Here is a 23,640-nt window from a genome sequence, read left to right on the forward strand (position 1 = left end):
AAGCCATGACAGCGACGACCGACGGAAGCACCGAGGCACTGCCGCCCGGGGCCCCCTCGGCCAACGATGCCGATGTCGAGAAGTCCGGGACCGACAAGGTCGAGGAGTCCGGCCCGGCCGGCAGAGAACGCACCGCCGTGCGGCAGGACACGGCGGACGCCGCGCGCGAGGCGACCGCCCGCGCCACCGACTACCTGCTCTCCGTCCAGGACCCCGCCGGCTGGTGGAAGGGCGACCTGGAAACCAACGTCACGATGGACGCAGAGGACCTGCTGCTCCGTCAGTTCCTGGGCATCCAGGACCCGAAGCTCACCGAGGCCACCGCCCGTCACATCCGCGGCGAGCAGCGCCCCGACGGCACCTGGGCCACCTTCTACGGCGGGCCCGGCGAACTCTCCACCACCATCGAGGCGTACGTGGCGCTGCGGCTGGCCGGCGACGCCCCCGACGCCCCGCACATGGCCACCGCGTCCGCCTGGATCCGCGAACAGGGCGGCATCGCCGCCTCCCGGGTCTTCACCCGGATCTGGCTCGCCCTCTTCGGCTGGTGGAAGTGGGACGACCTGCCCGAACTCCCCCCGGAACTCATCTACTTCCCCAAGTGGTTCCCGCTCAGCATCTACGCCTTCGGCTGCTGGGCCCGGCAGACCATCGTGCCGCTCACCATCGTCTCGGCCAAACGCCCGGTCCGCCCGGCGCCGTTCGCCCTCGACGAGCTGCACAAGGACCCCGCCGACCCCAACCCGCCGCGCCCGCTCGCCCGCACCACGAGCTGGGACGGCCTCTTCCAGCGCCTGGACAAGGCGCTGCACCTCTACCACAAGGTCGCCCTGCGCCGGCCGCGGGCCGCGGCGATGCGCTCGGCCGCCCGCTGGATCATCGAGCGGCAGGAGAACGACGGCTGCTGGGGCGGCATCCAACCCCCCGCCGTCTACTCCCTCATCGCCCTGCACCTGCTCGGCTACGACCTCGACCACCCCGTGCTGCGGGCCGGCCTGGAGTCCCTGGAGCGGTTCGCGGTCTGGCGCGCGGACGGTGCCCGGATGATCGAAGCCTGCCAGTCACCGGTCTGGGACACCTGCCTGGCCACCATCGCACTGGCCGACGCCGGAGTGCCCGCCGACCACCCGCAGTTGGTCAAGGCCGCCGACTGGATGCTCGGCGAACAGATCGACCGGCCCGGCGACTGGTCCGTGCGTCGCCCCCAACTCCTTTCCGGGGGCTGGGCGTTCGAGTTCCACAACGACAACTACCCGGACATCGACGACACCGCCGAGGTGGTCCTGGCGCTGCGCCGGGTGCAGCACCCCGACCCGCAGCGGGTGCGGGAGTCGATCGACCGGGCGGTGCGTTGGAACGCCGGGATGCAGTCGAGGAACGGCGCCTGGGGCGCGTTCGACGCCGACAACACCAGCCCGTTCCCCAACCGGCTGCCGTTCTGCGACTTCGGCGAGGTGATCGACCCGCCGTCGGCCGACGTCACCGCGCACGTCGTGGAGATGTTCGCCGAGGTCGGGCGCGGCCATGACCCGCGCGCCCGCCGCGGCGTGGCCTGGCTGCTGGCCGAACAGGAGCCGTGCGGCGCCTGGTTCGGGCGCTGGGGCACCAACTACGTCTACGGCACCGGCTCGGTGCTGCCCGCCCTGGCCGCCGTCGGCATCCCCGCCGCGCACCCCGCCGTCCGCCGCGCCGTCGGCTGGCTGGAGCGGGTGCAGAACGAGGACGGCGGCTGGGGCGAGGACCAGCGCTCGTACCGGGACCGGGACGGCTGGGCCGGGCGCGGCGCCTCCACCGCCTCGCAGACCGCCTGGGCGCTGATGGCGCTGCTCGCGGCCGGCGAGCGGGACGGCGAGGCGGTGCGCCGCGGGGTGCGCTGGCTGGTGGAGAGCCAACTGCCGGACGGCTCCTGGGACGAGCCGTACTTCACCGGCACCGGCTTCCCCTGGGACTTCTCCATCAACTACCACCTCTACCGCCAGGTGTTCCCGCTGACCGCCCTCGGCCGCTACGTCCACGGCGGACCGGCCACCGGCCCGACCGCCGGGGCACCGGTGGGGGACTGATGCCGAGACGGCCCCCGTCGGGTGCGGAGCCGCCGCTGCTGGTCGCCTGTGCGCTCGGCATCGAACGGTTCGCGCTGCGGGGCGGTGACCCCGGGGCGGCCGTGGTCACCCTCCGGACCGGCATGGGGCCGCAGGCGGCGGAGCGCGCCCTGGCGGACGCCCTGGGGGAGGGCGCGCCCACCGCTGGCTCGCCGGTGGTGGCCAGCGGTTTCTGCGCCGGGCTGGCCCCGGGGATGCGCCCCGGGGACGTGATCGTCGCCGAGGCCACCCGGGACCACCGAAGCGGCGTCCCGGACGTGCCCTGCCGCGACAACGGCCCGCTGGTGCGTGCCCTGCGCGAGCGTGATCTACGGGTGCACACCGGGCTGTTGCGCGGCTGTGACCACGTCGTACGGGGCGCGGAGCGGGCCGCGTTGCACGCCGAGGGTGCGATCGCGGTGGACATGGAGTCCGCCGCGACGCTGCGGGCGGCGGTGCGGTGCGGCAGCCCCGCGGTTGCGGCCGTCCGGGTGGTCGTGGACGCCCCGGAACACGAACTCGTGCGCATCGGGACGGTACGCGGGGGAATATCGGCCTTCCGTGTGCTGCGCTCGGTATTTCCCGTTTTCTTTGACTGGCACCGTTCTTTGCTGCTCCCCAGGAGGTGAGCCAGATGGCCATGCCGCTCCGCCAATCCATCCGGGTCGGAACGTATCTGTTTGAACAGAAAGTGCTGCGCAGGCGGGAGAAGTTCCCGCTCATTGTCGAGCTGGAGCCGCTCTTCGCCTGCAACCTGAAGTGCGAGGGCTGCGGAAAGATCCAGCACCCGGCCGGAGTTCTGAAGCAGCGGATGCCGGTGGCCCAGGCGGTGGGAGCGGTGCTGGAATCCGGCGCCCCGATGGTCTCCATCGCCGGCGGCGAGCCCCTGATGCACCCGCAGATCGACGAGATCGTCCGGCAGTTGGTGGCCCGCCGGAAGTACGTCTTCCTGTGCACCAACGCGATGCTGCTGCGCAAGAAGATGGAGAAGTTCACGCCCTCGCCGTATTTCGCCTTCGCGGTGCACATCGACGGAATGCGGGAGCGGCACGACGAATCCGTCGCGAAGGAGGGCGTGTTCGACGAGGCGGTGGCGGCCATCAAGGAGGCCAAGCGGCGCGGCTTCCGGGTCACCACCAATTCCACGTTCTTCAACACCGACACCCCGCAGACCATCATCGAGGTCCTCAACTACCTCAACGACGACCTGAAGGTCGACGAGATGATGCTCTCGCCCGCCTACGCCTACGAAAAGGCCCCCGACCAGGAGCACTTCCTGGGTGTGGAACAGACCCGGGAGCTGTTCCGGAAGGCGTTCGCCGGCGGCAACCGGCGGCGCTGGCGGCTCAACCACAGCCCGCTCTTCCTGGACTTCCTGGAGGGCAAGGCGGACTTCCCGTGCACGGCCTGGGCGATCCCCAACTACTCGCTCTTCGGCTGGCAGCGCCCCTGCTACCTGATGAGCGACGGCTACGTCCCGACGTACCGGGAGCTGATCGAGGAGACCGACTGGGAGAAGTACGGCCGCGGCAAGGACCCGCGGTGCGCCAACTGCATGGCGCACTGCGGCTACGAGCCCACCGCCGTGCTGGCCACCATGGGCTCGCTGAAGGAGTCCCTCCGGGCGGCCAAGGAGACCGTCGCGGGCAATCGCGGTTGACCCGGTGAACGGGGGCGCCGGGGCCACCGGGCCCCCGGCGCCCCCGACCCATGTCCGCCGCCCGCCCGTAAGGAGACCACCGTGACCGGATTCGACCTGACCGAGCTGCTCGCCGAACGCGGCGGCGAGCGCTACGACCTGCACAGCCGCCACCTCAACCACCAGCTCCCGCGGATGCTGCACACCATCGGCTTCGACAAGGTCTACGAACGCGCCGAGGGCGCCTACTTCTACGACGCCGACGGCCGCGACTACCTCGACATGCTCGCCGGCTTCGGCGTGATGGGTCTGGGCCGGCACCACCCGGTCGTCCGCCGGGCGCTGCACGACGTCCTCGACGCCCAACTCGCCGACCTCACCCGCTTCGACTGCCCGCCGCTGCCCGGACTGCTCGCCGAGAAGCTGTTGGGCCACGCGCCCCACCTGGACCGGGTGTTCTTCGGCAACAGCGGCACCGAGGCCGTCGAGACCGCCCTGAAGTTCGCCCGCTATGCGACCGGCCGCCCGCGCGTCGTCTACTGCACCCACGGCTTCCACGGCCTGACCACCGGCTCGCTCTCCGTCAACGGCGAGGACGGCTTCCGGGACGGCTTCGCCCCGCTGCTGCCGGACACCGCCGTCGAGCTGGGCGATCTGGACGCGCTGGAGCGGGAGTTGAGGCGCGGGGACGTGGCGGCCTTCGTCGTTGAGCCGATCCAGGGCAAGGGCGTCACCGCCGCGCCGCCCGGATTCCTGCGCGCCGCCCAGGAGTTGCTGCACCGGCACAAGGCGCTGCTGATCGCCGACGAGGTGCAGACCGGCCTCGGCCGCACCGGCGACTTCTTCGCCTTCCAGCACGAGGAGGGCGTGGAGCCGGACCTGGTGTGCGTCGCCAAGGCGCTCTCCGGCGGCTACGTCCCGGTCAGCGCCACCCTGGGCAAGGACTGGATCTTCAAGAAGGTCTACTCGTCCATGGACCGGGTGCTGGTACATTCCGCCAGCTTCGGCGCCAACTCCCCGGCGATGGCGGCCGGGTTGGCGGTGCTCTCGGTCATGGAGGACGAGCAGGTCGTCGCCAACGCCCGGCACATCGGCGAGCTGCTGCGCTCCCGGCTGGCCGCGCTGGTCGACCGCTACGAGCTGCTGCACGAGGTGCGCGGCCGCGGCCTGATGATCGGCATCGAGTTCGGGCGGCCCAAGTCGCTGGGACTGCGCAGTCGTTGGACGATGCTACAGGCGGCCCGCAAGGGCCTGTTCGCGCAGATGGTCGTGGTGCCGCTGTTGCAGCGCCACCGCATCCTGACCCAGGTCTCCGGCGACCATCTGGAGGTCATCAAGCTGATTCCGCCGCTGATCATCGGCGAACGGGAAGTGGACCGGTTCGTCGAGGCGTTCACCGCCGTCATGGACGATGCCCACAGCGGCGGCCTGCTGTGGGACTTCGGGCGGACGCTGGTCAAACAGGCGGTCGCCAACCGTTGACGGGTGGTCAACTGGCGGGATGCGGCGTCGAGTTGGCCGAGGGTGTCGGGTCTTCGGTGGGGTGCCGAAGGCGGCGGCGTCGTGTCGGGCGGTGCGCCTCGCGGTGCGCTACGAGCGGCCGTTGGGCCTCCTCGCGGCGCACCGCGGGGCGGGGGTGGTTGCCGGCGGCCGGGTGGGGCGCCGGGTCGTGCCCGTCGGGAGCGGGGCTCAGTCCGTCAGCAGGCGCTCGCGGAGCTGCTCGCGGGTGGCGGGGGAGAGCTTGAGGCCGTCGGCGAGGTAGGACTCGACCCCGCCCCAGGTCTCGTCGATCGCCTCGAAGGCGGCCGTGAGGTAGTCGATGTGCGCGCCGAACAGCGGCGACAGCAGCTCCATGACCTCCGGTGACATCCCGGCCGCCGAGCTGTCCGAGCGGCGGACCTTGTAACGCCGGCTGGGATCGTTGGACTTGAGGTAGTCCGCCTCGATGGCGTCCCGCTCCACGCCGACCGCGAGCAGGGTGACCGCGATGGAGAGGCCGGCGCGGTCCTTGCCGGCGGCGCAGTGCATCAGCGCCGGGACGCTGTCCTCGGCGAGGGCGTGCAGCAGCCGGCTGTGGTCCTCGGTGCGGGTGGTGATGATCTCGCGGTAGGTGCGGGCCATCCGACCCGCGGCCTTGCCGTCGCCGAGCGCGATCCGGAGGTGGTCCAGCTCGCCGTCCCGGACCATCGCCCAGAACTCCGCGCCGTCGGCGGGGTCGGTGAGCGGGATGTTGACGTTCCGCACGCCGGGGAGGGTGACGTCGGGGCCCTCCAGCTTGATGTCGGCGGCGTTGCGGAAGTCGAAGACGGTGTGCAGCCCGAGGCCGGCGAGGAACGCGGCGTCCGCCTCGGTGGCGTGCGCGAGGTGACCGCTGCGGAAGAGCCGCCCGTGCTGGACGCGACGCCCGTCGACGGTCGGCAGCCCGCCCACGTCGCGGAAGTTGCGGACCTCCGCGAGTTCCGGCTGGGACTGGGGGACCTGCGGCGTCTGCTGCGTCACGGGCGCTCCTCGGGGTCGGTCGCCGACGCTGCTCGTCGACGAGGCGGGGCTCCTTCCGACGATACGACACCGATGCCTGCGGCAATCAGGTGGCAACGGGGTGCAACACCGGTGCAACGGCGCGCATGATCCCCCATCCACGGCGGTGGGGGAGCACTTCCTGATCGATCATTATTCCCACTTGGACAGAATTTGACTTGGTGGTATTAATCACCCCTCGTCAACCCCTGGTTACGGTGGCGTAGGTCACTTCTCGCGGTGAAGTATGTCCTGACGTGGCAGACGATTCGAAGAACATGAGCAACGGCGCGATCAGCGCCATCGGGTCGTACGCAGCCGTCGGGGACAGCTTTACCGAGGGGGTCGGGGATCCCGGTCCGGACGGGGCGTACATCGGTTGGGCGGACCGTCTAGCGGTCCTCCTCGCCGACCAGCGGAACGAGGGGGACTTCCGCTATGCCAACCTCGCTGTGCGGGGGCGGCTTCTGGACCGGATCATCGAGGAACAGGTGCCCAGGGCGCAGCAGCTCGCTCCCGAGCTCGTGACGTTCTGCGCCGGTGGCAATGACATCCTGCGGCCGGGCTCGGACCCGGACGCGGTGGCCGAGCGCTATGAGGCGGCCGTGGCGGCGCTGCGCGAGACGGTCCCGACGGTGCTGCTGTGCACCGGTTTTGACACCCGGGGCATGCCGGTCCTCAAGCATCTGCGCGGCAAGATCGCCACGTACACCGCCCATGTGCGGGCCATCGCCGACCGGCACGACTGCCCGGTGCTCGACCTGTGGTCGCTGAAGTCGGTGCAGGACCGGCGGGCGTGGAGCGAGGACCGGCTGCACCTGTCGGCCGACGGGCACACCCGGGTGGCGCTGCGCGCCGCGCAGGTGTTGGGACTTGAGGTGCCGGCCGACCCGGACCAGGCATGGCCGCAGGAGACGGAGCGGACCGCCGCCGAGGCGCGGCGGGACAACATCCACTGGGCGCGCGAGCACCTGGTGCCGTGGATCGGGCGCCGGCTGCGCGGCGTCTCCTCCGGCGACGACGTCGAGCCCAAGCGGCCCGACCTGCTTCCGCTGTAACTCCCACGGCACGCCGAAGGCCCCGTGTCCGCCCGCGCGGCGGAACGGGGCCTTCAGCGTGCCGTCGTCCGATACGGCAGGTCCGCCCAGACCACCTGGCCCCGGCCGCCGTCGTCGGGCCGGGTGCCCCAGCTCTCGGAGAGCGCACCCACCAGGAACAGCCCCCGGCCGCCCTCCTGATCGAGGCTGCCGGGCAGCGCGTGCGGCGCGGAGGCGCCCGGCCCGCCCTCGTCGGTGATCTCTATGCGGATGTGCGCGCCGACGACCGCTATCTCACAGCCGACCTTCTCGCTGTCGGTGTGCCGCACCGCGTTGGTGAACAGCTCGGTGACCACCAACTCCACGTCGTCCCGCACCTGTTGAGCGGCGCCCCACTCGCCCAGCAGCGTGCTGACGCGCCTGCGCGCCTCGGGAACGGACGTGCGCAGCGCCGGCAAGTGGAACGCGTCCTGCGGGCTCGGAGCGGCGAAGCCGCTGCATCGCCCTAACGACGGAGCGTTTTTGTAGGAAGCCACGACTTAACTATGTGCGATGTTGCTCACCGTTGGCAAGGATCAGTCTGCAATTTGCAGAATTGAAAGTGCAGTCTGTTCGAGCTGATGACGGCATGACACACTGCTGAGCACAAAAGCTGGTTGGAGGGGATCGGACGTGGCGGACCCACGGTCTGCAGGTGCACCGACCGTCCTGCGGGTGGTGCTCGGCAAGCGACTGCAGGACCTGAGGGAGAAGGCGGGGCTCTCCTTCGAGCGCGCCGCCGCCGCGCTCGATGTGACGCACGCCACGATACGGCGCATGGAGAAGGCCGAGGTCGGCCTCAAACTCCCGTATGTGGAAAAGCTGTTGGCCACCTACGGCGTCACCGATCAGGAGGAGATCGACGGCTTCGTCTCGCTGGCCCGCGAGGCCAACCGCCCCGGCTGGTGGCACCGCTTCCGCGATGTCCTACCCGAGTGGTTCAGCGCCTTCGTCAGCCTGGAGAGCGAAGCCAACCTGATCCGCTCCTACCAACCGCACTACGTCCCCGGCCTGTTGCAGACCGAGGACTACGCCGCCGCCGTGCTGCGCGCCGGAATGCCGCACGCCGCCCCGGCCGACATCGACCGCATCGTGGCCCTGCGCATGGAACGCCAGGCGCTGTTGACGCGCGAGCGCGCCCCGATGCTGTGGTCGGTCATGGACGAGACCGTGCTGCGGCGCCCCATCGGCGGACCCAAGGTGATGCGCGATCAGATCACCCGGCTGATGGACGCCACCTCGATGCCGAACGTCCGGCTCCAGGTGATGCCGTTCGCCGCGGGTCCGCACCCCGCCATGTACGGGCCGTTCCACATCTTCCGCTTCCCGATCCCGGAGCTCCCGGACATCGCGTACGCGGAAAGCCTCGTCGGAGCCGTGTACTTCGACCAGCGCAACGACGTCTCGCAGTTCCTGGAGGCCCTGGACCGGATGTGTGCGCAGGCCGCGCCGGCACACGCGACCGAGGCCATCCTGGGCGGCTTTCGCAAGGAGATCTGAACCCCCCATGGACCGCATACGTATCTACAACGGGATGCCCGCCAGCGAACTGGGCAGCGACGGCTGGCACAAGCCGTGGAGCGGCGGAAACGGCGGCGAGTGCGTCGAGGCCCTGCGGCTGCGCGACGGCCGGGTCGCCCTGCGCCAGTCCACCGACCCGGACGGTCCCGCGCTGATCTACACCCACCGCGAGATGGCCAGCTTCATCGAGGGCGCGAAGGCCGGCCACGCCGACTTCCTGCTCTCCGCCGCACCGTGCCCGGCGCACTGAGGGAGGAGCCATGAACGAGCAGCACAGCCCTCCCGGTTGTGACCTGGGAGCCTGGGAGATCGGGCCGTACCCGCCCGGCCCGGACCATCAGGGCTTCGCCGCCGAGGAGATCGACACCAGCCGACCGCACCCGGCCCGGATGTACGACTACTTCCTCGGCGGCTGGGACAACTACGAGGTCGACCGGGTCGCCGCGGACCGCGTCATCGAACTCCACCCCAAGGTGCGCGACAGCGTCCGCGCCAACGGCGCCTTCCGTCGCCGCGCGGTCCGCGCCGTGGTGGCCGCCGGGGTCCGGCAGTTCCTCGTCCTCGGCATCGGCATCCCCACCTCGCCCAACGCCCACGAGGTGGCCCGCGAGACCGCCCCCGAGACCAGGGTCGTCTACGTGGACAGCGACCCGATCGTGGCCACCCACGCCCGGGCCCGCCTCGCCAACGCCCCCGGTACCGCCTTCGCGCTCGGCGACATCCGCGACCCCAAGGCGGTCCTCAAGGACCCGGCGGTCCGCGAACTCATCGACCTCGAACGGCCGGTGGGCCTCCTGATCGGCGGCGTGCTCGACTTCCTCGGAGACGAGGACCACCCCGCCGCGCTGCTCGCCACGTTCGGCGCCGCGCTGCCCGCCGGCAGCCACCTGATCCTCTCGAACGGCACCTACGAGCCGTACGAGGGCTACCCGCAGGGCCGGGTCGACGAGGCCGCCCGCGCCCACGTCGAGGAGGTCTACAAGAGCGCCACCACCCCGCTCGCCCTGCGCACCAAGGACGAGGTCGCCGCCCTCCTCGGGCCGTTCACCCCGCTGGAACCGGGCGTCGTACGGGTGCCGCTGTGGCGGCCGGACGGCCCCGTGCCCGGCCCGGAGGAGCTCAACAACACCATCTTCTACGGGGTGGTGGGCCGGAAGGGCTGAACCGCGGCTCCTCGCCCGGACGTTGACGCCACGGTGCGTCAAGTCCGGTGCGGGGAGCGGCGCTTGAGGTCGCGATCGTCGTGCGGGGCCGGACGGCGCGGGACGGCGTCGCCCGGGCTTTCGGGCTCGGCGCGGGGCGCTACGCCCCGGTGCGGGAGACCTGGGCCTCGACGGCGGCCACCGGGGCCAGCGGGGGCGGCGGGGTCTGCGCGGCGCGCAGGTCGTCGGGCCGGGCGAGGGCGGTGTGCGCGCCCGCGGCCGTGCAGGCGTGCGCGCCCGCGACGGCGCCGAGCCGGGCGCACTCCTCCAAGTCCTGGCCCGTCAGCCGGCCGTAGAGGAAGCCGCAGGTGAAGGCGTCGCCGGCGCCGTTGTTGTCGACGACCGGGCGGGGCGGCACGGCCGCGGGCACCAGCCGCGGGGTGCGGTCCTCCGGCGTGAGGAGATAGGCGCCGCCCGCGCCAGCGGTGGCGATCACGGCCTTGGCGCGCCCCTCGTGGACGATCTCCCGCATGATCGAACCGATCCGCTCGCCGGCGCCGGCCGTGCTGAGGAAGACCAGCTCCGAGCGGAACGCGAACTCGCGGTGATGCTCCGTCAGGCCGTCCCAGTCGTGCAGGTCCGTGGAGACGGGGAGGCCCAGCGCCTCGATGTCGTCGAAGAGGTGCCGGGCGAAGTGGGTGATCGACAGGTGGACGTGCCGGGTGCGGCGCAGCAGGGGGAGGTAGTGCTCGGGCGGCATGCGCAGGTCGAGCGGGTCGCGGGCGTCGTAGAAGGACGTCCGACGGCCGTCCGGCGAGATGAGGTTGACGGCCCGTCGGGTGCCGTGCGGGGAGGCCAGCGGGCGGAAGTCGACACCGCTGCCGGCCAGCCGCTCGCGGACCAGGGCGCCCGGCGGATCGTCGCCGAGGAAGTCCACGAACCCCGTGGTCAGCCCCAGCGCCGCGCAGCCCAGCGCGACACCGGTACCGGTGTGCCCGGCCTCCTCGCGGATGGGCGGCACCCGGTGTCTGTCGGCGGACGGCACGGGCAGCGCGCTGACCCGCACGATGGTGTCCACGCCCGATCCGCCGACGACGAGTACGTCATATGGCTCAGATACCTGCTGGAAGGTCACAAGCGTCCCTGAATCCCTTGCTGGTGCGACGAGTCCCGTGCTGGTGGGAGCGGCCGCCGGCCGCGGTGCGCCCGCCGACGGGAGTCTAGACGCACACTCGCCTCATATCGGGATGTTAGGGACTGGCGTGACGCGCAAGAGGAACGGGCGTCGAGAAGTCGCTGCTCACGCCCCGCGGCAGGGGTGGCGACGGGGCCACCGCGCGTCAGGGGGAGGCGCGGGACGGGAGTTGTCGAGCGGCCGTCGAACCGGTCACAGCCGGAACCGGGTCGTTGACACCGGCTCGGCGGGCGGCTGAGTCTGAGCCCCGACAACGATCAGGTCCCGGCGACGGGGACCAACGGGCCGGCGGGTGGCCCGTTGTGGGGGAGAAGGAGCACGCATGCCGGAGCACACCGCCCGTGGGCGGGCCGCGGTCGTGATCGGCGGCGGGCTCGCCGGGATGCTCGCCGTCGTCGCCCTGCGCGGCCACGTCGAGACGATCACGGTCGTCGAACGGGACCGCTATCCGGCCGGCCACGCCTTCCGCAAGGGCGTCCCGCAGGCCCGCCATCTGCACATCCTGCTCAGCGGCGGACAGCGCGCACTGGAGCGGTTGCTGCCCGGCACTCTCGCCGCGCTCACCGACGCCGGAGCCCGCAGCCTCTACCTCTCGCGCGACCTGCTCACCCGCACCCCCACCGGCTGGCAGCGCCGCTTCGACGAGCGCCGGCACGCCACGCTCAGCGTCACCCGGCCGGTGCTCGACGCCGTCGTCCGCGAACGGGCCCTGCGCGCCGTCGGGCCGACCACCCGCGTCGAGGTCCTGGAGGCGACCGAGGCCGTCGGCCTCATCGGCGACGCCCGGCGGGTCACCGGCGTCACGGTCCGCGCCCGCACCACCGGCACCTCCCGCCCGCTCCCCGCCGACCTGGTCGTCGACGCCTCCGGACGCGGCTCCCGCACGCCCCAGTGGTACGCCGAACTCGGCCGCGAGGCACCGCAGGAGGAGACCGTCGACTCCGGCCTCGCCTACGCGACCCGGATGTACCGGCCCACCGACCAGGACGGCGAACCCGACATCGCCGTCAACGTCCCCGGCTGGCCGGAGTGCCCCCGGGGCGCGGCCTACGTCCCGGTGGAGGGCGGCAACTGGCTGCTGACGCTGTCCGGGGTGACGGGGCACCACCCGCCCACGGACGAGGCGGAGTTCGCCGCGTTCAGCGCCACCATCGGCGACCCCTACGTCCATGAACTCCTGACTCGCGCCGAACCGGTCTCGCCGGTGCACGGCTTCCGCGACACCCGCAACCGCCGCCGGCACTACGACCGCCCCGGCGCCCTCCCCGAGGGGCTGTTGGTCCTCGGGGACGCCAACTGCACCTTCAACCCGGTCTACGGCCAGGGCATGTCGGTGGCCGCGCTCGGCGCGGTGGCCCTGCGGGACACCCTCGACGCCGCCGGCGGCCCGGGGCCCGGCGTCCTCGCCCAAGCGCAGCGGGCGGTCGGCCGGGCCGCGGAACCCGCCTGGATGGCCGCGGTCGGCGCCGACCGCCCCTATGCGCGCGGCACCGAAGCCAAGGCGGGCCCCGGTGAGCGCCTGATGTCGTGGTACCTCGACCGGCTCGCCGCCCGCGCCGCCGTCGACCGGGTCGTCGGCGCCGCCTTCCGGGACGTCTTCTGCCTCACCGCCCCACCCGCCCGCCTCATGGCCCCGCGGGTTCTGCTGCGCACGGTCTTCCTGCCTCGCCGCCCGGGGTTGCCCAGGCCGCCGAGCACGGTGGAGGTGGTGTGAGGGGAGGGGCCCGGGGCCGGCCATGTGACGCATCGTCAGGTAGGTGTGGTGGTGCGGCGGCCGGGGCCGGCTCGACGTCCTGTGGCGCGGGCGCGGCCAGGACGGCGCACTGACCGCCACCGCACGGGAGGCCCACGCGCCGTAGCGGGGCGGTGCGGGGCATCCCAGATTCACCCGATCGGGGGAGTTCGCGTGGTGTCATCGCTCACCCCGTCGTAGGACGAAGTACGGGCCTGCCTGCGGGTTCGTCCGTCCGTCGGCCCGCCCGCCGGTCGATGAGTCGAGAGGTCGCTTCGTCGGTTCGGGAATGCGGCGGGGGGCCGGGTCGTTGCCCACGGAGGGTGCCGGTGGTGCGGTCGGGGCCGCGGTGCAGCGGTCGGGCGGCTGTCGGAACCCAGCGTTCATGCGGTCCGTTCACTTCGCGACTGCCCCGACCATGGAGGTGCCGTGACCGCATCCCGTCCCCGCCCGAGACCACTGACCGCGCTGCGCCCCGCCAGCTTCGGCGCCGAGCCGACGGGGGAGCGGCTGGCGAGGATGCGCAGGTCGCCACAGTTCGTGGACGGGCAGTTCCGCAATCCGACCGCCACCCGGCAACTGCTCCGTGGCGCCGCGCTGCCGATGGCCCGCACGCAGCTCGGCCGCGAGGGGCGGCTGCGCAGGGCGCCGGTGGGGCGGATCCCGGTGCACCACCCCACCGCAGCGGACTGGGGCCGCCCGCCCGCCTCGGGGTTGCGGCTGACGTGGATGGGGCACTCCAGCGTGTTCGCCGAGATCGACGGGCACCGGGTGCTCTTCGACCCGGTCTGGGGCGAGCGCTGCTCGCCGCTGCGCTGGGCCGGGCCCAAGCGGATGCACCCGGTGCCGGTGGAGCTGGCGGAGCTGACGCCGGTCGACGCGGTGGTGATCTCGCACGACCACTACGACCACCTCGACATGCCGACCGTCAAGCAACTGGCCGCCTCCGGCGCGGTGTTCGTGGTGCCGCTGGGCGTCGGCGCCGACCTGGAGTTCTGGGGCGTGCCCCCGGGCCGGATCACCGAGTTGGACTGGCACGAGTCGACCCGGGTCGGCCAGCTCACCCTCACCGCCACCCCGGCCCAGCACTTCTGTGGCCGCGGACTGCGCGGTGCGCAGCACACCCTGTGGGCCTCGTGGGTCGTCGCCGGTCCCGAGCACCGCATCTACCACAGCGGTGACACCGGTTACTTCCCCGGTTTCGCCGAAATCGGCGCGGAGCACGGCCCGTTCGACGCCACGATGGTCCAGATAGGGGCCTACTCCGACTTCTGGCCGGACGTGCACATGACGCCCGAGGAGGGGCTGCGGGCGCAGCTCGACCTCCAGGGCGGGCGGCCGCGCGGGGTGCTGCTGCCGATCCACTGGGGCACCTTCAACCTCGCCCCGCATCCGTGGGCCGAGCCCGCCGAGCGCACGGTCGCCGCGGCGTACCGGGCCGGGGTCGAGGTCGCGGTGCCGCCGCCGGGCCGGCCGTTCGAGCCCGCCGAGCCGCAGGTCGTTCAGCCGTGGTGGCGGGCGGTCGCGGTGCCGCCGGTCCAGGGTTGGCCGAGCTGGCCGCCGGTCGGCCCGGGGGCGCGGGCCGCCGCGGCGGTGGCGGGCGAGCAAGCCCCCGCCGTCGTCGAACTCCCGCAGTAAGGCGGGGCCCTTGGGGCGGTTGGGACGCTGGTGTGCGACTCAACCGCCCTTGTTTGTACGGAAGTTCGGATCTTTTCGCGCGCCCGTACGGGCCGTGCATACCCAAGTAGGTGGCGTGGGGTAGCGAAACCCCGAAGAAGGTCCGAACCCCACCCCCGCAACAACTAGCGTGCGTGCTCCGTGAACTGCCAACGGCCGATCCGGAGGGCGCCGATGCGTACCGCAACGCCGAGGACCGACAGGTCCCAGGAGGCTGCCGGTTCCCCTGGGGGCCGGCACGGCCGGGCGGCGTTCCCCGAGCCGGTGGCCGACGCGGCGCTGCGATCCCGACTGGTCCGGCTCGCCGCCGTCCCCGCCCTGTCCGTGGCCGTGGTCTGCGCGGGCGTCGCCGCGTTCGTGGTCAGCAGCGGTGGCGCGCGGATCACCGAGCGCGAGTGGGTGGTGCTGGTCGGCGGCCTCGCCGCGGTCTGCGTCATCGTGCTGATCGGCGGACTGGTCGGGAACGCCGAGGCGCGCGCCCAGGCGCACCGCTGCACGCGGCTGCGCCAGGCGTGCGCCCGTGCCCAGGTCGATCTCGCCGACCTCCTCGACCGGGTCCGCCACGACGAGTGGCTGCGGCCCCACGACGGCCGGGAGCCGCTGCCGGAACCGGGCGGCGACCCCCTCGGCCAGGTCGCCCACGACATCGCCGTCACCGGCCGGGCCGCGGAGGCCGCGCTCATCGAGGCGGTGGGCATCGTCCGCAGCAACGCCACCGGCAACGAGCAGAAGCTGGAGGTCTTCGTCAACCTCGCCCGACGACTCCAGTCCCTCGTCCACCGCCAGATCCTCACCCTGGACGAGATGGAGTACCAGGTCGAGGACCCGGACCTGCTCAAGGGCCTGTTCGTCATCGACCACCTGGCCACCCGCATCCGTCGGCACGCCGAGAACCTCGCCGTCCTCGGCGGCGCCATCACCCGCCGCCAGTGGACCCGCCCGATCACCATGACCGAGGTCGTGCGCTCCTCCACCGCCGAGGTCGAGCAGTACACCCGGATCAAGCTGGTCTCGCCCTTCGAGGGCACCCTGCGCGGACACGCCGTCGCCGACGTCGTCCACCTGCTCGCCGAACTCGTCGAGAACGCCACCGAGTTCTCCGACCCGGAGACGCCGGTCACGGTCCGCGCGCGGCACGTCACCGCCGGCCTCGCCGTCGAGGTCGAGGACCGCGGCCTGGGCATGGCGGGGGAGGCGCAGGAGCAGATGAACCGGCTGCTCACCGACCCCGAGCGGATCGACCTCACCGAGCTCCTCGACGACGGCCGGATCGGCCTCTATGTCGTCTCCGCGCTCGCCCAACGGCACGGCCTCCTGGTCCGGCTCCAGGGCAACATCTACGGCGGCGTCCAAGCCGTCGTGATCGTGCCGCCGGAGCTGCTGGGCGCCAACTCGGCCGAGATCCGCGAGGAGTTCCCGGACGGGATGGAGGACGAGGAGCCAGCTCCGGTGCCGGCCCCGGTGCGCGGCCAACGGGCGCACGGCGACCGCTTCCACTACGCCCTCGACCGGCGCGAGCCGTCCGCCGGGCCGGTGCCCCGGGCCCTGCCGGCGCTGCCCCCCACCGGAGCCGACGGCCTCCCCACCCGCCGTCGCATCGTCCGCACCCCCGCACAGACCACCGCCGCCAGCGTCGAGGCCGCCGCGAACGCGCCGCAGCACACCTCCGGCCCGGCCGGCGTCCCGCCCGGCGCGCTGCCGGGCGGCGGCCACCCCGCCGACCAGCGCCCCGCCCGCCCCGCCGACCCGGGCCCGGTACTCCTGCCGCCCCCGCCGCCACCCCTGGACGAGCTCGACCGCCCCCGGCTGCCGCGCCGCATCAAGCAGGCCCACATCGCTCCCCAGTTGCGCGACGCGCCGGTCCAACCGCCGCAGCGCACCGACCCCGAACGACTCCACGACCCCCATCTGATGGCCGCCTACCAACGCGGCTTCAGCCGCGGCGACCCCAGCTACGCGGCCGGTCTGGCCGCCGCCGGCAGTCCCACCCCCGTTCCTGCCGCCACCCCGGGCCAGGACGACGGGACCGGCCGCCCCGCAGACCCCGATCTGCTCCTTCCCCCCGACCACCACGCCCCGACGGCCCGCCCTCTAGGAGACGACCCCGACCATGGTGAGTGATGTGCGCGCACAGCGGCACGCGGAGTTCCGCGGCAATCAGCACACCGACCTTTCCTGGCTGCTGACCGGACTCGTCCAGCGGGTACCGCACACCCGAAGCGCCGTCCTACTGTCCGCCGACGGCCTCGTCAAGGCGTGCCACGGCTTCGAACCCGACGTCGCCGACCACATGGCGGCGCTCTCCTCCGGCCTGTACTCCCTTGCCCGGAGCGCCGGTTCGCGCTTCGGGGAGGGCAGCGACATCCTCCAGGTCGTCGTCGAGATGCAGGAGACCTTCCTGTTCGTCGCCGCCGCCGGGTCCGGCGCCTGCCTGGCCGTGCTCGCCGGCCGCGAGGCCGACGCGGGCGTGCTCGGCTATGAGATGGGGATGCTGGTCAAGAGCGTCCGGCCGTATCTGTCGGCGGCGCCGCGCACCCAGGGTCCGGCGGGTGGCCGTTGACCGTGGCCCTGCCCCACCGGCAGCGGCCGTTCGGACCGGACGCCCCGTGGGTGGACGACGTGGCGGGCCCCCTGGTCCGCCCGTTCACCGTCAGCAAGGGCCGCACCCACCCCACGGCGGACTTCGACCTGATGACGATGGTGCGGGCCACCGGCCGGCGGCCCGCCGGGCTGCAGGGACCCGACTACGACCGGGTCCTGGGGCTGTGCGACGGGCGGACCGTCCCGGTCGCCGAGATCGCCGCCCACATCCGGCTGCCCGTCGCCGTCGCCAAGGTGCTCCTGGCCGACCTCGTCGACTGTGGGGCGCTCGCCACGCGTACCCCCTCGGCCGTCTCGGCCGGCCCCGCCCCCCGTCCCGACCGCGCCCTGCTGGAGGCGGTGCTGCATGGCCTTCGTCAACGACTCTGAGCCCCACGCCGTGCCGGACCCGTCGTCCGAGCACTTCCCGACCGCGCTGAAGGTCCTGGTCGCGGGCGGGTTCGGGGTCGGCAAGACCACCTTCGTCGGCGCGGTCAGCGAGATCGAACCGCTCAGCACCGAAGAGCTCATCACCCAGATCAGCGCCGCCACCGACGACCTGGCCGGCGTCGAGGAGAAGGCCACCACGACCGTCGCGATGGACTTCGGCCGGATCACCCTCGGCCCGGACCACGTCCTGTACCTCTTCGGTACGCCGGGGCAGCACCGCTTCTGGTTCCTGTGGGACGAACTGTCCCACGGCGCGCTCGGCGCGGTGGTGCTCGCCGACACCCGCCGGCTCGACCAGTGCTTCGCCGCGGTCGACTTCTTCGAGGGGCGGGGCATCCACTTCGTCGTCGCGGTCAACGAGTTCGACGGTTCGCACCGCTACGCACCCGACGAGGTCCGGGCCGCCCTGGACCTCGACCCACAGGTCCCCGTCGTCCCCTGCGACGCCCGCCAGTGCGCGTCCGGCACCCAGGTGCTGGTGTCCCTCGTCGCACACCTGCTCACCTTCCCCGTCCTCACCGCCACCCCGGAGCTGCCATGAACGTCCCCTCCGCGCGCTTCCCGTTCCCCTCCCGCTATCCGTCCTGGCGCTATCCGTCCTCCCAACTACCGCACCTCACCGAGGATCTGACGCGCCGACTGTTGATCACTCCGGAGGATCACGAGGCGCCGGCCCGGGTCGCCCGACTACGCGAACTAGGCATCGGCAAGAACCCGCTCCCCGCCTTCGACACGTTCGCCCGCAGGCTGGCCCGGACCACCAACACCCCCTATGCGATGGTCAACTTCATCGACGAGCGGGAGCAGTACTTCGCCGGCCTGTACGCGCCGGACCTCGACACCGCGGTCGAGCTGGGCCCGGCGCCGCCCAGCGGCCGCCCGGAGCGGATCATGGCCCGGGACCACGGCTACTGCCCGTACGTCGTGGTGCGGCGCAAGGCGCTGGTGCTGGAGGACGTCTGCGACTACCCGCGGTTCGCCGGCAACCCGGTCGTCGACGAGCTCGGCATCCGCACCTACCTCGGGGCCCCGCTGATCGACCGCACCGGTACGACCCTGGGCACGGTCTGCGTCATCGACCGGGAGCCCCGCCCCTGGGGGCGCGAGGGGCTGCACACCATCAAGGCGTTCGCCGCCGAACTCGTCGAGCAGATCCACGAGATGGAGCGGGGACAGCAGGAGGCCGGCGCCTCCTGACCGGGCGGGCCGGCGGCCCCGGGCCGGGAGCCGGTCGGGGCCGCGCCCGCCGGCGGTTCAGAGCACCCCGGCCAACGCCCCGCGGTCGCCCGGCAGTCCCTCGGCCTCGGGAGCCTCCGGGGCCTCCGGGGACGTCCGCAGCAGCTCCGCCAGCCGGTCCGACCACTCGCCCTTGCCCTGCCCCAGCGCCAGCTCGCCCAGTCGCAACAGCTGGACGTCGGAGGTGCCGGCCGGCGCGAAGATATGGTGCGCATCGCGCAGGAAGCGCTCCACCGGCCGGTCGGTGAACAGCCCGCAGGCGGCGTGGACGTCCATCGCGTCCCGCGCCGACTCCAGCGCCGACTCCACGTTCACCAGCTTGGCGTTCATCAGCTCCGCATCGCACGGCAGCCCCTGGTCCAGCAGGTGCACCGCGTGGTACGCGGCCAGCCGGGCGAGCAGCAACCGGGACTGGATACGGCCCAACTTGAGCTTGATGGTGGGGAGTTCGGCGAGCGGTTCGCCGTAGCGGCGGCGCTCGGTGCAGAACGCGGTGGTCTCGTCCAGGACGGCCTGGTGGATGCCGAGCGAGACCGCCGTGAGGTTCGGACGCCCGTACAGCACGCTGGAGGAGTAGGCCACGGACAGCCCGTCGCCCTCCCGGCCCAGCAGGTTGGCGGCCGGGACCCGGCAGTCGTCGAAGAACAACTCGCCGAAGCTGAAGCCGTGCAGGCCCATCGCCGGCTGCTGCGGCCCGACCCGGAAGCCGGCGGTGCCGGACTCGACGAGGAACGCCGACAGGCCCTTGGAGCCCTCGCCGGTGCGGACCACCACGCCGTGCAGATCGCCGATGTGGCTGTTGCCGACATAGATCTTCCGGCCGCTCAGGACGTAGTCGTCGCCGTCGCGGACCGCGGTGGAGGTCATCCCCAACACATGGCCGCCGGAGTGCGGTTCGGTGACCGCGATGGTCGGCAGGCAGTCGCCGGACGCGATCGCCGGCAGCCAGGCCCGCTTCTGCTCCTCGCTGCCGAAGTGGATGATCTTCGCCGCGCCCAACTGGGACGCCTGCACCATGGCGCCCATCGCGGCGCTCACCCGCGACAGTTCCTCGATGATCAGGGTCTTGGCGACGTGCCCGGCGCCCATCCCGCCGTATCTGCGGTGCACCGTCGCGCCGATCCACCCCTGACGGGCGATCAGCCGCGACAGGTCGGGGCAGACGGTGCGGTTCGCCTCCATGCCGGCGATCCGGGGCCGGACCTCGCGCTCGGCGAAGTCCCGTACCTGGCGCCGGAGTACCTCGTGCCGCCGGTCGGTGAAGTAGCGATGCAAAGACGAGCCCTCCTCCGCGAACTGCCTGCCTGCGGACCGCTCCCCGTCTCGGGGTGACGCGCGCGGCGCCGCCCGATCGAATAGGAATTGTTCTTGGATCTGCGGTGCGCAATATCCGTTGGCATACCAGCTCCGGGTCGCGCAAAACATCAACCCGGCGTATGCATACGGACACTTGGAGTGCGCGCGTGCGCCGCACAACCCCCGCGGGAGCGCGGTGCGACGCGACCCCGCCACCCCGCGGAACCGCGCCACCCCGCGCTACCCCGGCCGTCAGTGCCCGACGTCGCAGCAGGACTCGCGACGCTGCTGCCGGCCCACCTCCAGCCAGTCCGTACCGGCCGCCGCCCGCAGCCCCGGCCCACCGGGCGCCGGGAACGACTCCACCAACTCCCGCTGCTCGTACAGCCGTCCGCCCTTGAGCACCGCCGAGGTCCGCACCAGCGCCGCGATGTCCCGGAACGGATCGCCGTCCACCAGCGTCAGGTCCGCCAGCTTGCCCACCTCCAACGTCCCCAGATCCCGCTCGGCACCGAACACCCGGGCCGGCAGCGCCGTCGCCGTCCGCAGCGCCTGCGCCACGCTCAACCCGCCCCGGTGCAGCGCCCGCAGCGCCAGATGCAGCGACAACCCCACCGGCACCAGTGGCTGGTCGGTGCCCAGCGCCACCAGCCCGCCGCCGGCCAGCACCCGGCGGTAGACCCCGACCTCGACCGCGATGTCCGCCAACTGCGCCGCCGTCGGCCGCTTCCCGGCGTTCTCCCGCACCACCGCGACGTCCCACGGCGGCATCAGCCGCCCCACCCGCACGTCCTCGGCCAGCGCCGGATCCTCGCCGATCAGCGGCGACGCCGAGAACGGCGTGGCCAACATCCGGAACCCGCCATGCGTGTAAACCTCCGTCAGGTCCTGGTACGCATGACCCGACGCCGACACCGCATGCCCGAACTCCAGCCGCTGGGTAGCCTGGAGATGGGTCGTCAGGTCCTGTCCCAGCTGCACGCCCGGGGTGACCAGATGACTCCCCGCCCGCACCCCGAGCCGCTCGTGCGCAAACCGCGCCGCCTGCGCCATCACCCAACCCGGCGCCCGCACATACGTCTTGACGAAGTCCCAGTCCAGCGCCGCGCCCCGCTCCAACGACCGGCGCAGCCCCGCCTCGGTGCGATGCGCCCGCCCCATGCTGTACGCCACCCGACCACCGTCCAGCAGCTCGCCACAGGTCAGCAGCCGCGGCCCGGTCAACGCACCCGAAGCCAACGCCTCCCGCAGCCGGGCCTGTTCGTACGAGAAGCCGCCGCAGGACACCGTGGTGGTGATGCCGTACGCCAGTTGCAGCGCGGACTGCCGCCCGCCGTACGTCGTCTGCCACGGATGGGTGTGCGCGTCCCACAGCCCCGGCAGCACCGTCCGCTCGCCGGCGTCCACCCGGCGGGCGGCGCCGGCCCGGGACGCCCGGTGCGGCTCCACGGCCGTGATCCGCCCGTCCCGCACCACCACATCGACGTCCTCCCGCACCGCCTCACCGGTGCCGTCCCAGAACCGACCCGCGTGCACCACGGTGTCCCTGGCGCGCGCCGGGCGCCGGGTGAGCGCCACCGGAACGGTCCGCGCCGCCCCGCCGGCCACCGGCACCAACCGCAGCTTCCCGGCCGACAGATACAGCAGCGTCCCGGAATCCCCGGACCACGACGGATGGTCCGCGGCCTCCTCGGTCAGCTGCCGCGGCGCCCCCGACGGCGTCCCGTCCGGCCGCACCGGCACCACCCACAGCGCCGACTCGGCGATCAGCGCCAACCACTTCCCGTCCGGCGACCACACCGGACCGGAGTCATAGCGATCCGCGATCGAGACGTGCTCGGCAACCTGGTACAGCCGGTCCTTCCCGGACTCCGCGTCGACGATCCGGATGACGTTGTAGCCCTCGCGGAACCGACGGTTGAGCCGATTGCGGTCGCACAGCGCCAGGAACCGCCCGTCCGGCGACCAACTCGGCCGGCCCGGCAGCCCGCCCGCCCCCATCGGCACGGCCAACACCCGCTCCGCGCCGCCGGCCAGCGTCCGCACCACGAGATTGCCCGCCATGTCCAGCGTCGCCAGCCGGCCGCCGTCCGGCGACAGCGCCGGTTGCACCCGCCCGCCGGCCGCCAGCACCGTCTCCGCCCCCGAGTCCAGCTCCCGGCGGCGCACCGCGAACAGCCCGTCCCGGTCGTCCGCGTACACCAGCGCCCGGCCGTCCCGCGACCAACTCGGCGCCAGCACATACCGGGTGGCCGCCGCCGAGGTGATCCGGCGCGGCGCGCCGCCGCCCGAAGTCGGCGCCACCCACAGCGAGTTGAGCGCCGCGAACGCCACCCGACGGCCGTCCGGGGAGAGCGCCGGCAGATGGATGCCGCGCACCGGGCCCGCCGCCGAGGACTCGAAGCCGTAGTCCTTCACGCGGTACCGCGGCCGGTCCAGCGGCAGCCGCGCGGCGAACGGGACGGTCTCGACGCGCTGCGGCGCATCCGGCCGGACGATCCGGAACTGCCCGCCAACGGTCAGCAACAGCTCCTCCCGCGACACCCAGCGCGGCGGCACCGGCTCCACATCGCCGTCCACCGCCACCGCCGTCCCGTCCACCACCAGCGTGCAGGTCGGCCCCGGAGAGTCGGTGGTCCGCAGATACGCCAGTCGCCCGGTCGGGGACAGCGCGGGCACCATCACCTGCGCCGCGGCGCCCTCGGTGTGCTCGGTGCGCACCGCGCCACGCCCGTCGGCGGGCACCGACGCCACCGTCCGGGAGAGCAGCGCGGCACCGCTCACCCGCCCGCGGACGAAGACGATCCGGGAGCCGTCCGGCGACCAGCACGGATCGAAGTCCTCCCAGGCGCCGTCCTGATGGGGCCCGTCCTGGCCGGACACCCCGGTCACCCGCGTCAACCGCCCGGACGCCACCTCCAGGACCCAGATGCGGTACGGACTCCCGGCCACCGCGTCGCCGCCGCGCTCCGAGGCGAACGCGATCCGGCTCCCGTCCGGCGACCAGGCCGGCCCCCGGTCGTCCCACGGCCCGTCCGTCAACTGCGTGAGCCCCGAGCCGTCCGGGGCCAGCGCCCACAGGTGGAAGTTCCCGCCCCGATAGGCGCAGACCACCAGCCGGCGCCCGTCCGGGGAGTACGCCGGGCGGGCCGGCTCCAGGTCGGGCGGGGTCAACGCCCGTGCCTCGCCGCCGTGTCGGGGCAGCGACCACAGCACGTTCTGCACCTCGGCGACCAGATGGTCACCGGACGGGGCGAGGGTGGCCGCACCGTTGGTGGCGGCGGTGAAGGACAGCGTCGCGGGCGCGCCCGCCGCCGGCGCGGCGGATGGCGCGGCGGGCAGGGCCTCGGCCGCGGGGGCGGCGACGCCGGCCAGGCCGGCCGCGGCGGCGGCCGAGGCGGTGCCCTGGAGGAACCTGCGACGGGTCAGCGGCACACGCGGGATCGGGGAGTGCTCGGAGCGGTCTGCGGTGTCCAACGTTCCTCCTGCGAAAGGGGG

The 23,640-nt window shown here is 73.0% G+C and carries 20 protein-coding genes; 15 read left to right on the forward strand and 5 right to left on the reverse strand.

Features of this window, described 5'->3' with window-relative positions; genetic code table 11:
• Window positions 1–5 precede the first annotated feature (5 nt).
• From shc to ACFVFQ_RS29365, 4 genes are all read left to right on the forward strand, one after another.
• Window positions 6–2,063 carry a squalene--hopene cyclase gene (gene shc / locus ACFVFQ_RS29350; RefSeq protein WP_383421715.1) on the forward strand — a complete coding sequence of 686 codons (2,058 nt, stop codon included), beginning with the start codon at window positions 6–8 and terminating at the stop codon, window positions 2,061–2,063.
• Entirely contained in the window at window positions 2,063–2,710 is a 648-nt protein-coding gene (locus ACFVFQ_RS29355; RefSeq protein ID WP_383421718.1) for a 1-hydroxy-2-methyl-2-butenyl 4-diphosphate reductase, read from the forward strand. Before shc ends, ACFVFQ_RS29355 begins: the two co-directional genes overlap by 1 nt.
• 5 nt (window positions 2,711–2,715) lie before the next feature.
• Window positions 2,716–3,741 (forward strand): adenosyl-hopene transferase HpnH, encoded by a 1,026-nt coding sequence (gene hpnH / locus ACFVFQ_RS29360; protein WP_383421721.1) that lies wholly within the window; start codon window positions 2,716–2,718, stop codon window positions 3,739–3,741.
• An 81-nt stretch (window positions 3,742–3,822) separates the two neighbouring features.
• A complete protein-coding gene (locus ACFVFQ_RS29365; protein WP_383421726.1) occupies window positions 3,823–5,202 on the forward strand; it encodes an aspartate aminotransferase family protein in 1,380 nt (459 codons plus the stop codon).
• Window positions 5,203–5,409: 207 nt separating this feature from the next.
• On the opposite strand, the gene ACFVFQ_RS29370 is transcribed toward ACFVFQ_RS29365, so the two are convergent.
• A complete protein-coding gene (locus tag ACFVFQ_RS29370; RefSeq protein WP_383421729.1) occupies window positions 5,410–6,219 on the reverse strand; it encodes a tyrosine-protein phosphatase in 810 nt (269 codons plus the stop codon).
• Window positions 6,220–6,494: 275 nt separating this feature from the next.
• Here ACFVFQ_RS29370 and ACFVFQ_RS29375 point away from each other — a divergent pair, with 275 nt between their 5' ends.
• On the forward strand, window positions 6,495–7,295 hold the full coding sequence (locus tag ACFVFQ_RS29375; protein WP_383421733.1) for an SGNH/GDSL hydrolase family protein: 801 nt from the start codon (window positions 6,495–6,497) through the stop codon (window positions 7,293–7,295).
• Between the two features lie 53 nt (window positions 7,296–7,348).
• On the opposite strand, the gene ACFVFQ_RS29380 is transcribed toward ACFVFQ_RS29375, so the two are convergent.
• Complete coding sequence (locus ACFVFQ_RS29380; RefSeq protein ID WP_383421736.1) at window positions 7,349–7,810, reverse strand: ATP-binding protein; 462 nt, start codon at window positions 7,808–7,810, stop codon at window positions 7,349–7,351.
• Between the two features lie 136 nt (window positions 7,811–7,946).
• Here ACFVFQ_RS29380 and ACFVFQ_RS29385 point away from each other — a divergent pair, with 136 nt between their 5' ends.
• Genes ACFVFQ_RS29385 through ACFVFQ_RS29395 form a run of 3 tightly spaced genes read left to right on the forward strand, consistent with a single transcriptional unit; the run spans window position 7,947 to window position 9,997 of the window.
• Window positions 7,947–8,813: a helix-turn-helix domain-containing protein gene (locus tag ACFVFQ_RS29385; protein ID WP_383421739.1), complete on the forward strand. Its 867-nt coding sequence runs from the start codon at window positions 7,947–7,949 to the stop codon at window positions 8,811–8,813.
• Window positions 8,814–8,820: 7 nt separating this feature from the next.
• On the forward strand, window positions 8,821–9,084 hold the full coding sequence (locus ACFVFQ_RS29390; protein ID WP_383421744.1) for a DUF397 domain-containing protein: 264 nt from the start codon (window positions 8,821–8,823) through the stop codon (window positions 9,082–9,084).
• 10 nt (window positions 9,085–9,094) lie between these two features.
• Window positions 9,095–9,997 carry an SAM-dependent methyltransferase gene (locus ACFVFQ_RS29395; RefSeq protein ID WP_383421747.1) on the forward strand — a complete coding sequence of 301 codons (903 nt, stop codon included), beginning with the start codon at window positions 9,095–9,097 and terminating at the stop codon, window positions 9,995–9,997.
• 139 nt (window positions 9,998–10,136) lie between these two features.
• On the opposite strand, the gene ACFVFQ_RS29400 is transcribed toward ACFVFQ_RS29395, so the two are convergent.
• Window positions 10,137–11,111: a carbohydrate kinase family protein gene (locus ACFVFQ_RS29400; RefSeq protein ID WP_383421750.1), complete on the reverse strand. Its 975-nt coding sequence runs from the start codon at window positions 11,109–11,111 to the stop codon at window positions 10,137–10,139.
• 382 nt (window positions 11,112–11,493) lie between these two features.
• Between ACFVFQ_RS29400 and ACFVFQ_RS29405 the strand changes: the two genes are divergently transcribed.
• The 7 genes from ACFVFQ_RS29405 to ACFVFQ_RS29435 all read left to right on the forward strand — a co-directional run bounded on the left by ACFVFQ_RS29405 (window position 11,494) and on the right by ACFVFQ_RS29435 (window position 18,807).
• The gene (locus tag ACFVFQ_RS29405) at window positions 11,494–12,885 is read left to right on the forward strand and encodes an NAD(P)/FAD-dependent oxidoreductase (protein ID WP_383421753.1); all 1,392 of its coding nucleotides are present in this window, start codon (window positions 11,494–11,496) and stop codon (window positions 12,883–12,885) included.
• 447 nt (window positions 12,886–13,332) lie between these two features.
• Entirely contained in the window at window positions 13,333–14,541 is a 1,209-nt protein-coding gene (locus ACFVFQ_RS29410) for an MBL fold metallo-hydrolase (RefSeq protein WP_383421756.1), read from the forward strand.
• Window positions 14,542–14,754: 213 nt separating this feature from the next.
• A complete protein-coding gene (locus ACFVFQ_RS29415) occupies window positions 14,755–16,701 on the forward strand; it encodes an ATP-binding protein (RefSeq protein ID WP_383421759.1) in 1,947 nt (648 codons plus the stop codon).
• The gene (locus ACFVFQ_RS29420; RefSeq protein WP_383421762.1) at window positions 16,691–17,140 is read left to right on the forward strand and encodes a roadblock/LC7 domain-containing protein; all 450 of its coding nucleotides are present in this window, start codon (window positions 16,691–16,693) and stop codon (window positions 17,138–17,140) included. The genes ACFVFQ_RS29415 and ACFVFQ_RS29420 overlap by 11 nt, the downstream gene beginning before the upstream one ends.
• Window positions 17,137–17,550: a DUF742 domain-containing protein gene (locus ACFVFQ_RS29425; protein WP_383421765.1), complete on the forward strand. Its 414-nt coding sequence runs from the start codon at window positions 17,137–17,139 to the stop codon at window positions 17,548–17,550. Before ACFVFQ_RS29420 ends, ACFVFQ_RS29425 begins: the two co-directional genes overlap by 4 nt.
• Window positions 17,528–18,151 carry an ATP/GTP-binding protein gene (locus ACFVFQ_RS29430; RefSeq protein ID WP_383421770.1) on the forward strand — a complete coding sequence of 208 codons (624 nt, stop codon included), beginning with the start codon at window positions 17,528–17,530 and terminating at the stop codon, window positions 18,149–18,151. The genes ACFVFQ_RS29425 and ACFVFQ_RS29430 overlap by 23 nt, the downstream gene beginning before the upstream one ends.
• Window positions 18,148–18,807 carry a GAF domain-containing protein gene (locus ACFVFQ_RS29435; protein ID WP_383421773.1) on the forward strand — a complete coding sequence of 220 codons (660 nt, stop codon included), beginning with the start codon at window positions 18,148–18,150 and terminating at the stop codon, window positions 18,805–18,807. Before ACFVFQ_RS29430 ends, ACFVFQ_RS29435 begins: the two co-directional genes overlap by 4 nt.
• Window positions 18,808–18,864: 57 nt before the next feature.
• On the opposite strand, the gene ACFVFQ_RS29440 is transcribed toward ACFVFQ_RS29435, so the two are convergent.
• Both ACFVFQ_RS29440 and ACFVFQ_RS29445 read right to left on the reverse strand, forming a co-directional pair.
• On the reverse strand, window positions 18,865–20,121 hold the full coding sequence (locus ACFVFQ_RS29440) for an acyl-CoA dehydrogenase family protein (RefSeq protein ID WP_383421776.1): 1,257 nt from the start codon (window positions 20,119–20,121) through the stop codon (window positions 18,865–18,867).
• Between the two features lie 273 nt (window positions 20,122–20,394).
• The gene (locus ACFVFQ_RS29445) at window positions 20,395–23,619 is read right to left on the reverse strand and encodes an amidohydrolase family protein (RefSeq protein ID WP_383421779.1); all 3,225 of its coding nucleotides are present in this window, start codon (window positions 23,617–23,619) and stop codon (window positions 20,395–20,397) included.
• Between the last annotated feature and the right edge of the window lie 21 nt (window positions 23,620–23,640).

The sequence above is a fragment of the Streptomyces sp. NPDC057743 genome, from assembly GCF_042798755.1.
In the GTDB taxonomy this organism is placed as follows: domain Bacteria; phylum Actinomycetota; class Actinomycetes; order Streptomycetales; family Streptomycetaceae; genus Streptomyces.